Annotated in this window: 9 protein-coding genes; 3 read left to right on the top strand and 6 right to left on the bottom strand. The window is 48.1% G+C overall.

Features of this window, described 5'->3' with window-relative positions:
* Window positions 1-192: 192 nt before the first annotated feature.
* Both B5F78_RS09700 and B5F78_RS09695 read right to left on the bottom strand, forming a co-directional pair.
* Window positions 193-1125 (bottom strand): glycoside hydrolase family 25 protein, encoded by a 933-nt coding sequence (locus B5F78_RS09700; RefSeq protein ID WP_087397986.1) that lies wholly within the window; start codon window positions 1123-1125, stop codon window positions 193-195.
* 144 nt (window positions 1126-1269) lie between these two features.
* The gene (locus B5F78_RS09695) at window positions 1270-2913 is read right to left on the bottom strand and encodes a diphosphate--fructose-6-phosphate 1-phosphotransferase (protein WP_087212730.1); all 1644 of its coding nucleotides are present in this window, start codon (window positions 2911-2913) and stop codon (window positions 1270-1272) included.
* A 215-nt stretch (window positions 2914-3128) separates the two neighbouring features.
* Between B5F78_RS09695 and B5F78_RS09690 the strand changes: the two genes are divergently transcribed.
* The 3 genes from B5F78_RS09690 to B5F78_RS09680 are packed head-to-tail and all read left to right on the top strand — an operon-like array spanning window position 3129 to window position 6867.
* A complete protein-coding gene (locus B5F78_RS09690; protein ID WP_022040716.1) occupies window positions 3129-3413 on the top strand; it encodes a hypothetical protein in 285 nt (94 codons plus the stop codon).
* Entirely contained in the window at window positions 3410-3967 is a 558-nt protein-coding gene (locus B5F78_RS09685) for a 1-acyl-sn-glycerol-3-phosphate acyltransferase (protein WP_087212733.1), read from the top strand. The genes B5F78_RS09690 and B5F78_RS09685 overlap by 4 nt, the downstream gene beginning before the upstream one ends.
* A gap of 26 nt (window positions 3968-3993) precedes the next feature.
* Window positions 3994-6867, top strand: coding sequence for a golvesin C-terminal-like domain-containing protein (locus tag B5F78_RS09680; RefSeq protein WP_087406590.1), 2874 nt, complete (start codon window positions 3994-3996; stop codon window positions 6865-6867).
* 11 nt (window positions 6868-6878) lie between these two features.
* Here B5F78_RS09680 and nudC read toward each other — a convergent pair whose 3' ends face one another.
* The 4 genes from nudC to B5F78_RS09660 form a co-directional block, all read right to left on the bottom strand.
* Entirely contained in the window at window positions 6879-7682 is an 804-nt protein-coding gene (gene nudC / locus B5F78_RS09675; protein ID WP_087247277.1) for an NAD(+) diphosphatase, read from the bottom strand.
* 110 nt (window positions 7683-7792) lie between these two features.
* A complete protein-coding gene (locus tag B5F78_RS09670) occupies window positions 7793-9925 on the bottom strand; it encodes a Tex family protein (RefSeq protein WP_087406589.1) in 2133 nt (710 codons plus the stop codon).
* A 383-nt stretch (window positions 9926-10308) separates the two neighbouring features.
* Window positions 10309-10917 carry a response regulator transcription factor gene (locus tag B5F78_RS09665; RefSeq protein WP_022040721.1) on the bottom strand — a complete coding sequence of 203 codons (609 nt, stop codon included), beginning with the start codon at window positions 10915-10917 and terminating at the stop codon, window positions 10309-10311.
* Entirely contained in the window at window positions 10914-11609 is a 696-nt protein-coding gene (locus B5F78_RS09660) for a hemerythrin domain-containing protein (protein WP_087212216.1), read from the bottom strand. Before B5F78_RS09660 ends, B5F78_RS09665 begins: the two co-directional genes overlap by 4 nt.
* Window positions 11610-11845 lie beyond the last annotated feature (236 nt).

The raw sequence follows: 11845 nt of genomic DNA, 5'->3' as shown, positions 1-11845 counted from the left end.
CTCCTGTTCTTCGTCAGATAGCCCGCTATCTTCCTCATCACAGAAGCGAAAATGCCTCAAAAACTCATCCCAAATCATCGCACGATAAATTCAAAACAGCTTCTAAGAAACTGGTCGTGTAAACCGTCATCCGGGGAAACACGACCTGGTATCTTCAAGTAGCTAATTATAAGTAGGAACTGTCTTGAACTCCTAAAGTCTGAAAAATACAGAATCGGGAAGAATAGTCATCTGCTTCAACTCGTCCAAAGTTCCGTTAAACACATTCAGGTCTACCTGCTCCTTGATGCCAGGCAAACTTCCGCCATCGGTATGTTGCCAAAATTTCCATTTACCTTCATAACGTACCGAATCTACATAATAATGAGCTATCCAATAGGGATAAGTATTGAATATCGAATCGTTCAGGTAACGCTCCTTGAACTTGTAAGAAGCATACAGAATGGGCTTTACATGGTAGTGTCGCTCTATTATCCCTAACCATGTCTTTACCCCTTTCCTGAGTGCATTTTCATCATCGCCCACCTTTTCGATATCAAGTACCGGAGGCAAATCGCCCGGTTCCAGTTTGACCGAACGGATAAAAAAAGCAGCCTGACGCGCTGCGTCTGTTTTCGGATTAAAGAAATGATAGGCTCCCCGAATAAAACCATACTGACGTGCACAATTGAAATTACGAATAAATGTGGTGTCGCTGAAATCGCCCCCTTCTGATGCTTTCATAAAGACAAAACGTACAGGAAAAGGCGCATATTGTGTTTTTCGGAGTTCCTCCCAATTGATATCCCCCTGATGATGCGACACATCAAAACCATGCACCGTATACCCAGCCGGAAGACAGACACCATAGGCTTTTGTTCCGTAACAAGGCTTCCACCGGTATGCATACGGGCGGATAAACAAGTAATAAAAACCGATTACAACCAAAGCTGCCATCCCTCCCATCACCACATAATTCAACCATACCGGCAAACTCAAGCGAATTTTCTTCTTCGGCCGGTTCTTCTTGCCGGTTGGTCTCCTCTTCTTACCCGTTCCAACCGGATTCCGTGAAGGAGCCTTTGTCTTTGTCCGCACAGTCCGACTGGAAGAGCCTGTGTGTGTAACAGATGGTTCTTTTACCATAAAAATAAATGCCTATCTTTTCACAAAAGGAATGTATCCAAACAGACAAAGAAAACGAGCCGGACAGCCTGCAAAAACATCTTTTCACAGCACTACCGACCCGTTCGCTTATCTACATTGGCATATCTCTAACTCGTCTTATTCTTATTTCTGGTGTTCCAGCTGCAAAGTCTTGGTCGGCTGGTCACATACTTCTGTAGGACCGAAATACTGAATCGGACCCGGATATACGTATGCCGTTTCTTTTGCCCACGTATCACGTACAGCAGCAAATGCCTTAAACGGAGCTCCGTCTAACTTAACCAATGCTTTCTGGATAACAGGTTTCATTTCTCCGTGACGACGTTCCATGTTCATCATCATTGTGATAGGCACACCACCTGCAATCCATTCTTCTGCAGGAGCTGTCAGATTGCGTACGGAAGACATGTATCCGGTCTTTCCATTTGCAATCAATACGGCTGCTGTATAACCCAACGAATAGCAATAGTCTGCATCAAAGTTGGAAGGAGCCGCGCAACGTCCTTCATAGCCGAAGAAATGATGCTGTGCAGAGAACTTGCCAGCAAACTTGCCTTCTGCTTTCCATGCAGCCAACTTCTTGCCCACCATTTCCGATAACAGTTTTTCCGTCTCAATCAAAGAAACCTGTACGTTTCCATGCGGGTCACGGTCAAGCGTCAACTGGCGTGCAACGCCTTCGGGCAATGAAGCATAAACAGCAGCATTGTCTGCCGACAGTTTGCTGATGATATATTCACGTTGTTTATTGGGCTCGACAGCAGCATACTCGTCAGCATGTACAGCCAGGAAGTCGTTCAATTCTGCTATCAACTTCTTCATTGCAGGGATAAACTCGATCAAACCTTCCGGAACCAGCACCGTACCGAAATTGTTTCCCTCGGCAGCGCGGGCAACTACTGCATTGGCGATATAAGTCACGATATCATCCAAAGACATATTCTTGGCTTCCACCTCTTCCGATATCAAGCAGATGTTCGGCTGAGTCTGCAAAGCGCATTCCAATGCGATGTGAGAAGCAGAACGTCCCATCAACTTAATGAAATGCCAGTACTTGCGTGCCGAATTACAGTCGCGTTCGATGTTACCGATTACTTCCGAATAAGTCTTGCAGGCAGTATCAAAACCAAATGAAGTCTCTATCATATCGTTCTTCAAGTCACCGTCGATGGTCTTCGGGCAACCAATTACCTGAATGCCATAATTCTTGGCAGCATAATATTCGGCCAACACACATGCATTCGTATTCGAATCGTCACCACCGATAATAACCAGTGCCTTAATGCCCAATTCTTTCAAGATTTCGTATCCTTTTTCGAACTGATCTTCCTTTTCCAGTTTTGTACGTCCTGAACCGATGATATCAAAACCACCTGTATTACGGTATTCATCGATGACATCGGCAGTCAGTTCTTTATAATTATGGTCTACCAAACCGCCAGGACCCAAGATAAATCCGTACAGTCTGTTGGCTGGATTCATCTTTTTGATACCGTCGAACAGACCGGAAATCACATTGTGTCCGCCCGGAGCCTGTCCACCCGAAAGGATGACACCTACATTTACCGGAGCAAATTCTTTCTGTTCGCCTTCTACGAACTTCAACAAAGGCATACCATAGGTATTGGGGAACAATTTCTTGATTTCCTCCTGATCGGCTACAGACTGGGTAGCTTCTCCTTCTACTACCTTTACAGCACCTTTCAATGCTTTAGGCAATTTCGGCTGATAAGCAGCTCTTGCAATTTGTAATGCACTTTTCGTCATAATTGTTTATATTTTAAAAAGGTGTATATAAGTTATTCACTTTTTCTGCTTCGCAAATTTCGTTTTTTTTTTTGTAACGACAAAAATGTCTGTAATAAAAAATCACCCGACAAGAGTTTTGAAAGATTTTTTCGCAAAGAAAGCGGTAAATTCAAACAAAAACATTATCTTTACCCCACAATCAATACTCAATTTATCTAAAAAGGAATATCATTATGGCTAAAAGAAGAGACTTAAAGAAATTCGTGAAGTATACATCCGATCACGTAACAAGCCTTATCTTATGGGAAATGGCTGTGGCATCCGATGAAAAGCGTCCGGCATACGACCAGCTTTTAAATGAAATCGTCTGCCTGCACCACGATATCGTGGGACGTATCAGCCACACCGAACCGGGAAGTGTCAAACCATTCTACAAAAAGCTGAAAGAAGACTTTAAGGAGGGAATCAACGCCATTATCGGCAAGATTGACGAATTAGCAGACGGAAAAACGGAATGAAACAAGCACTCTGCCGCTTCATCTATTATAAGGTATTAAGGTGGAAGTCGCGTGTATCTGTCCCCGACTTCGACAAGTGCATCTATTGTGCCGCTCCACATACCACCAATTGGGATTTGCTCATCGGAAAGCTGTTCATTTCAGCCATCGGACGCGATTCCGGATTTATGATGAAGAAAGAATGGTTTTTTTTCCCGTTGGGAATCTTATTCCGATGGATGGGCGGTATACCCGTCCATCGGGATAAACATACTTCGCTGGTTGAACAGATGATTCAAAAAATAAAACAAAGCACGAAATTCCATCTGGCCATTACCCCCGAAGGGACACGCTCGGCAAATCCCAACTGGAGAAAAGGCTTTTACTACATCGCAGCAGGAGCAGACATTCCAATTATCCTGGTAGGTATCGACTACCAGCGGAAATGTATCTTTGCCGAACGTTATCTCTATGCCAGTGGAGATATAGAAACCGACATGCGCGAAATCAAACTTTATTTCAGACATTTCAAGGGCAGACATCCCGAAAAATTCGAGTTAGGAGAACTGGGATGACAGGGATGTAAACACATATATTTCCTATGAAACAACTATACCTCACTCTCTTCTTTTTCCTTTCCTTCTTCCATGCACCGGCACAAAGCCTGGAGAAAAACGTGGAGAAACGGCTTGAAGACTTCTTTGCAAACTACCAGACCCACTATGCCGACATCGGAACATGCCGGCTGGACCATTTCATTATCGACCATCAAAAGAAAACTCTTGCTATCTACGCCAATGATGTATTCGGTTATCAACCTTTCACCGAAGAAAACACAACGGCTATCTATCGCCAACTGAAACAACTTCTGCCCGGACCAGCAAACTATTACACACTGACCCTATATACCGACGGGCAACCTATCGAAAACCTTGTACCGAACGCCTTCCGCAATAAACAGAAAGACAAAACACGGCTATACGGAAAAACAGCATACCGGGGCGAACCGTGGGTGAGCAACCTCTCGAAAGCCTACCGACCCAGCCAAGGTCTGGAAGGCAAACACATTGCACTTTGGCAAAGCCACGGAAAGTTTTACAAGAACGATACACACAAATGGTGCTGGCAACGTCCGCGCCTGTTCGGCACTACCGAAGACCTCTACACCCAATCCATCGTAGTGCCTTATCTGATTCCAATGTTGGAAAATGCAGGAGCCATAGTATTTACCCCTCGTGAACGCGACAGACAACCTCATGAAGTCATCGTAGACAACAACATCTCCACCCCCAGAAGCAAATACCTGGAAGTAAACTACAAGAAAAAATGTGTATGGCAAACAACATCGTTGCCTGGATTTGCACAAAAACGCACGACATACACCGACGGACAAAACCCTTTCCGCGAAGGCACAGCCCGGTTTATCCCCACTCACAAGAAACCTGAAAAAGCGTTTGCCGAATGGATTCCCTACATCCCCGAAAAAGGCCGGTATGCCGTTTACATCAGTTATCAATCTCTTCCTGAAAGCGTTACTGACGCACGTTATCTTGTATTCCATAACGGCGGAGTGACCGAATTTAAGGTAAACCAGCGTATAGGTGGAGGCACCTGGGTCTATCTGGGTACCTTCGAATTCGATCAAGGTATGAACGATTACGGCATGGTGGTACTCAGCAACGAAAGTTCGCAAAAAGGTGTCGTGTGTGCTGATGCCGTACGCTTCGGGGGAGGAATGGGAAACATTGCACGGCAAGGACAAACCAGCGGCATGCCACGATGGGCGGAAGGTGCACGTTATTGGGCGCAATGGGCAGGCATGCCTTACTCCATCTACAGTAAAAGCGAAGGTGAAAACGATTACAACGATGATATCAATGCCCGCTCACTTATGCTCAATTACCTGAGCGGCAGTTCCGTCTACAACCCACAGGAAAAAGGACTTGGCATTCCATTCGAACTGAGTCTTGCCCTACACAGTGATGCCGGCTTCAAGCCAGACAACAGCTTGGTAGGCTCACTTGGCATCTATACCACCCGCTTCAATGAAGGGAAGCTGGCTTGCGGTATTTCACGCTATGCCTCGCGCGACCTTGCCGACATGCTCCTCACAGAACTGAAACGGGATATCAGTTCGCGCTTCGGCATCCAGTGGGCAAGACGCTCCTTGTGGAACCGTAACTATAGTGAGACCCGGCTGCCTGCTGTGCCTTCAGCCATATTAGAAACCCTGTCGCACCAAAATTTCGCCGACTTAAAACTAGGATACGAACCAGCTTTCAAGTTTACCACAGCACGTTCCGTATACAAAACCCTGCTGAAATACCTTGCCGACATGCACGATGAACAATATACTGTGCAACCTCTCCCTGTCACGCATTTCGCCATCGATGAAGGAAAAAAGAAAAATACTTTCACTCTCCGGTGGATACCAACAGAAGACCCTCTCGAACCTACTGCCAAGGCACAAGGTTACATTGTCTACACCCGCATAGGAAGAGGAGGATTCGACAACGGAGTCTACGTACGCGAACCCCAATACACATTTCAGGCAGAACCGGGCATCATTTACAGTTTCTACGTCACAGCAGTTAATCGAGGCGGAGAAAGCTTCCCCTCCGAAATTCTGTCGGCATACAAGGCAAAACATAGCAAAGGAACAGTCTTGATAGTAAACAGTTTCCACCGTACCAGCGCACCTGCCACCATCGAAACCACTACGCTACAAGGTTTCGACTTAAAAGCCGACCCCGGCATACCTTATATCGGCACAACCGCCTTCTGCGGATACCAACAAAGTTTCGAACGCAGCCGCATCGGAATAGAAACTGAAGGCGGACTAGGGTACAGCGGAAATGAACTGGAAGGAAAATACATCGCCGGTAATACATTTGACTATCCCTTTATCCATGGTAAAGCTATCCAAATGGCAGGCAACTGGTCATTCGTATCGTGCAGTGACGAGACATTGGAAAGTGGTTCGACCCAATTGCAACACTATCCAATCGTTGACCTTATCCGTGGAGCAGAAAACCAACCGCTCAGCCTTCACGTGCAACAAGCACTGACCGACTATTGCCACTCTGGAGGAAATTTGCTGCTTAGTGGCACATATACCGGAAGCCAACTAGGCAGCGATACTTTCCTACAGAACACCTTGAAATACAACTATGAAGGAAGCATGCGTCATTCGTCCACCAACAAAATCCAAGGTAACGACCTGAATTTCCACATAGCCCGTGAAGCTAATGCCGAAATTTATGCTGTTCCTTCGCCCGAAAGTTTGGCACCCGTATCCGATGCTTTTTCCGTCTATCTCTATGCCGGTTCTGAAGCCAGTGCCGCCATTGCCTACAAAGGTAACCATCGCATCTTTGCCCTCGGCTTTCCTTTCGAATGTATCCAAGAAGAAAAAGCACGCACCCAACTGATGCAAAGCGTCCTCACTTTTTTCACATCGCCCAATGAATACTAGTCCATAACCCTTTAGTCATTAAGTTTTCCTTCCAGCCAAGCGTCTATCAGCCGGCGGGCTATGCTCAGTTTCTTGGGAATCTCGGGCAGGCACGATTTGTGGTAGAAGGCTCCCGCACTTAGCTCTTCATCCTGAAGCTTGATGGTGCCGCTCTCGTACTCGGCGGAATAGCCTATCATAATGCCGCTGGGATAGGGCCAGGGCTGGCTCCCGAAGTATTTCAGGTTCTTGATGGTAAGCCCCGTTTCCTCCATCACTTCGCGCCGCACACATTCTTCGAGCGTTTCGCCCGGCTCGAGAAATCCCGCTACCAGCCCCTTGAAGGTGCCACGGAAATTGCGCGCATGCACCAAGAGCACTTCGTCCTCGCCCCGCTTGATGAGCACAATGATGGCAGGCGATATGCGCGGATAAATTTCCATACCGCACACGGGACACCGTTTGGCAATGGGCGCCACCTGTCCGGCAGGCGCTCCGCAACGGGGACAGAACCTGCTGTCGCGGTCCCACGTCAGTATCTCCGAGGCTTTCCCTGCCATCCGGTATTCGTCCCAGGGCAATACGTCGAACGAGGCACGCAGGTCTTTCATCCGACGGGGGCTTTCATCATCCCCTTCTATGGGCGCCGCCAAAGCGTATGCCTTTGCCGCACACCCGTCCATCACGCCTATCTCGTGCACGGTACTCCCTTCGGGTATAGCTGCCGGCGGCTCTGTGCCCACGGGGATATGCCACCCGCCGGCCCGTTTCTCAATCAACACCTGCCCTTCGTAAAAAGCAAACCAATAACAATTGTTTTCTATTTGTTCTTCCATAATTATTCCTATTTGTCATATATTTCACCACAGAGGACGCAGAGGGACACAGAGGAAAAATTAAAAAAACTCTGTGTTCCTCTGCGTCCTCGTGTGGTGAAAAAAATCAATCATTTTTCTTTCATCGTCAGCTGGATGCGCTTGCGCTCCCTGTCTACGCTCAACACCCGCACACGTACCTGCTGATGGATGCTTACCACGGTGGTGGGGTCGCTCACAAAATGGTCGGCAAGCTGGGATACGTGCACCAGCCCTTTTTCCTTGATGCCGATATCCACGAAGCACCCGAAGTTGGTGATGTTGGTCACGATGCCCGGCAGTTCCATACCCTCGCACAGGTCGTCAAGAGTATGCACGTTAGGGTCGAAACAGAATGCCTCCAACCGCTTGCGCGGGTCGCGTCCCGGCTTCTCCAGCTCGTGCAGGATATCGGTCAAGGTGGGGATGCCTACCTCGTCTGTCACATAGTCTTCCATCCGGATACGCTCACGGAGCGACTTGTCCGCTATCAAGTCGGACACGGCACATTTCAGGTCTTTCGCCATCTGCTCTACAATGGGATAGCTTTCGGGATGCACCGCCGAATTGTCGAGGGGATTGCCGGCATTCGGGATACGGAGGAAACCCGCACATTGCTCGAACGCCTTCGCCCCCATACGGGGCACGTCCAGCAGTTCCTTCCGCGAGCGGAAAGGTCCGTGAGCGGTACGGTAGTCCACGATGTTCTGCGCCAATGCCGGACCCAGCCCTGACACATACGTGAGCAGATGCCGGCTTGCCGTATTGACATTCACGCCCACCAAGTTGACGCAGCTCTCCACGGTGCGGTCGAGTGCCGCTTTCAGCTTCGTCTGGTCCACACCGTGCTGGTACTGCCCCACCCCGATAGACTTGGCATCGATTTTCACCAGTTCGGCAAGCGGGTCTATCAGCCTCCTGCCGATAGACACAGCCCCGCGCACCGTCACATCATAGTCGGGAAATTCCTCGCGGGCGGTCTTCGAAGCCGAATAGATGGAAGCCCCGTCCTCGCTTACCACAAACACTTGCACCTCGCGCCCGAAGCGCAAAGCACTGACAAACTGTTCCGTCTCCCGGCTCGCCGTGCCGTTTCCGATGGCTATCGCCTCCACCTTATATTGCTCCACCAGCGTCGTCAGCTTGCGTGCCGCCGCCTGCCGCTCGGATTTCGGCGGATGCGGATAGACCGTATCGTTGCAGAGCAGGGCGCCTTGCGCGTCGAGGCAGACCACCTTGCATCCCGTGCGGTATCCCGGGTCGATGCCCATCACCCGCTTCTGCCCCAACGGAGGAGCAAGCAGCAGCTGGCGCAGGTTTTCGGCAAACACGCGGATGGCTTCCTCGTCGGCACGCTCCTTGCTGGTGCCGGAAAACTCGGTCTCGATAGCAGGCTTAAGCAAACGCTTGTAAGCGTCCGCCACAGCCTCTGCCACCTGCGCCGAACAGGCATTGCCGCCCTTCACGTAGCGGCGCTCCAGCCCCCGGATGCATTCCTCGTCGTCTTCGGGCGTGATGCTCACCTTCAGGATGCCTTCCGCCTCCCCTCTCCGCAAGGCAAGCAGGCGGTGCGAAGAACAACGCTTCAAAGGTTCGGAAAAATCGAAATAATCGCGGTACTTCTGCGCCGCCTCGTCCGCCTCTTTTCCCTTCACCACCTTCGAAACGATGACTCCCCGCCGGGCGAAGCATCCGCGCACCAGGCTGCGTGCCCGTTCGTCTTCGCTCACCTGCTCGGCGATAATGTCACGCGCCCCTTTCAAGGCCTCTTCCTCATCCTTCACCTCGCCTTTTACGAAGGCATGCACACGTGCGTCCAAACGGTTCTCGCGCTGTATCAGAAGCAGTGCCGCCAGCGGTTCCAGCCCTTTCTGGCGCGCCATTTCGGCACGTGTCTTGCGCTTGGGCTTGTAGGGCAGGTAAATGTCTTCCAGTTCCGTGGCATCCCAGCAGGCATCTATCCGCGCACGGAGTTCAGGGGTAAGCTTTCCCTGCCCCTCAATGGTAGAGAGCACGGTTTCTTTCCGTTTCGCCAACTCGCGCAACTTTTCGTTACGCGCCTGTATCTCGCCTATCTGCACCTCGTCCATCCCGCCGGTGGCTTCCTTGCGGTAGCGGCTGATAAAGGGGATGGTAGCGCCGCCCTCCAATAGTTTCAATGTATTTTCTACGCGATGCGCGGGCAGCTTGAGTGCCCGTGCTATCATTTCGCTGAAGTTTTCCATAATTCGTCGTTCTGTATTTTCGGATGGCAAAGATAAGAGTTTTCAATTGATAATCGACTATTTTAATTTATCATGCGCTGATTGGTGATGGGTTTTTAAAGCATTTTCGCTTCTGTGATAAAGCAAACAACAGCTACCTGAAGAAAAGACACTGATTATCTTTATTGGCAGAAAGAATTATCCGATATCGGAAAGAAAATTACCCCCTATATGCGCGTACTCCCCGCGAATCACTTCGCAGGGAGTGCCCAACTAATAACTAACTTTTTACTTTTGTGGTTTACGTAATTTCATATGACTAACGCTGCAAAGATACCGGCTTTCAGACATTCAGACAATACCTACATATAGGTATTTTAGAAACATTCCAAACAATAGTCCAATTACAACTTCATCTTTACCTCGCTTAACTCAACCAACTTGTTGACAATGGCATAAATTGTCAGACCTGCCGCCGAATGTATCTGCAGCTTACGGGTGATGTTTCGCCGGTGCGTAATGACCGTATGTACCGAAATGAAAAGTTTCTCGGCTATTTCCTTGTTGGTCATTCCGCGCACCACACAGCAGATAATTTCTTTCTCCCGCTGACTCAAGGCATCCTGATCGGCATCTTCATCGTCTGTAAAATTCATCAACACCGAAATCTTCTTTTCCAATGATTCTATATCTTCGAACAGATTGATACTCTCATCATATCCCTTCAAACGGTTCGAATCAACAAACGAACTCAACAAAGCTACCAATTTAATGTCCAATGATTGGTAACATTCTCTGAAAGCCTCTACATCGAACCAGCCTTCGAACTGTGGATTTATTATCAGCAATTGCGGGCTATGCGCTTCCATACAGTGTTGCAAACCTTCTTGCGATGTTACTTCCACAGTCTGAACATTCAGGTCCGGCAAACGTTTCAGCACTGTAACCAACCCGCTCCGGACAATGACTGAAGTCTCGGCTACAGCCACCAGTATGTTTTCCTCTGATTTCATTTTACCCCCTTTTCCAACTCCATTATAGCAGGGACGAACAGGTAATCTTCTACCCGATTGTGCGATGCCAGATCCTCTTCACAACAAAATATGTCAAATAATGTTGCATTCAACAATTGATTGTCTCCATTGGCCGGATAGTATTTGATAATAATATTTTTCAACTCGGTCAACTTAACATTGATTTGGTCATGATGACGGGCAAACACTCCGATGCTGAATTCTTCAGTCTTCTTTCCTTCCAACAAATCTCTCACATAAGTAAAGACTTGTTTATTCTCATATTCCATGTGTTTCCTCACTTCTCCCACATAATCGTCAAAGAACTGAAGAATCAGATACGATACCTTGTCGCTTAATGAAAAGTCAATTGCTTCTATTAACTTCTTCCGGATAGAGGGGAGCTGAAAATCGAGGAAATACGAATGGGCACGTTGCAAATAATCCATCAATGCCGGCACAGAAAGTCGTGCCAGATGGTCCTGCATCCGGTCGTTCTCCTCTGTCAGAAAATTAACCACAATCAGAAATGTGGGACAATCCACCCCGTTCATGTCACATACTTCCTGAACAGACTTGTCACCAAATCCTAAAGATACTCCAAAACGGCTCAACACCTGCAGCAACGCATAATTCTCACAGATCAAGTCGCTCATCTTATCGGTCGGCTTATATGTTTTGGGTTTACACATAACAAAAAATGAATTCATAATTGATTTCTGTTTGCAAAGTAAGACAATCCACGGGAATCGGTCAATCCCCATTTATAGGTATATTTATTAACGTGTGCATTTTTGCCGCTTGTCATATTTGTCAAGCCGGATTTACGCCCATACATTTTATGTCCATCGGTTGCTTTTCCAAGCCAAACCAGAACATCAGTTTAGTTTGAAAATCCAATCCGCATAGCTGCCTTACTTGTAAGATT

The organism is Bacteroides sp. An279 (assembly GCF_002159615.1).
GTDB classification, from domain to species: Bacteria; Bacteroidota; Bacteroidia; order Bacteroidales; family Bacteroidaceae; genus Phocaeicola; species Phocaeicola intestinalis.
This window is presented reverse-complemented; position numbering and strand designations above follow the sequence as displayed.

Excerpts from the sequence above, each read along its gene's own strand:
- B5F78_RS09700 (WP_087397986.1), bottom strand. The coding sequence starts at position 1,125 with ATGGTAAAAGAACCATCTGTTACACACACAGGCTCTTCCAGTCGGACT.
- B5F78_RS09695 (WP_087212730.1), bottom strand. The coding sequence starts at position 2,913 with ATGACGAAAAGTGCATTACAAATTGCAAGAGCTGCTTATCAGCCGAAA.
- B5F78_RS09690 (WP_022040716.1), top strand. The coding sequence starts at position 3,129 with ATGGCTAAAAGAAGAGACTTAAAGAAATTCGTGAAGTATACATCCGAT.
- B5F78_RS09685 (WP_087212733.1), top strand. The coding sequence starts at position 3,410 with ATGAAACAAGCACTCTGCCGCTTCATCTATTATAAGGTATTAAGGTGG.
- B5F78_RS09680 (WP_087406590.1), top strand. The coding sequence starts at position 3,994 with ATGAAACAACTATACCTCACTCTCTTCTTTTTCCTTTCCTTCTTCCAT.
- nudC (WP_087247277.1), bottom strand. The coding sequence starts at position 7,682 with ATGGAAGAACAAATAGAAAACAATTGTTATTGGTTTGCTTTTTACGAA.
- B5F78_RS09670 (WP_087406589.1), bottom strand. The coding sequence starts at position 9,925 with ATGGAAAACTTCAGCGAAATGATAGCACGGGCACTCAAGCTGCCCGCG.
- B5F78_RS09665 (WP_022040721.1), bottom strand. The coding sequence starts at position 10,917 with ATGAAATCAGAGGAAAACATACTGGTGGCTGTAGCCGAGACTTCAGTC.
- B5F78_RS09660 (WP_087212216.1), bottom strand. The coding sequence starts at position 11,609 with ATGTGTAAACCCAAAACATATAAGCCGACCGATAAGATGAGCGACTTG.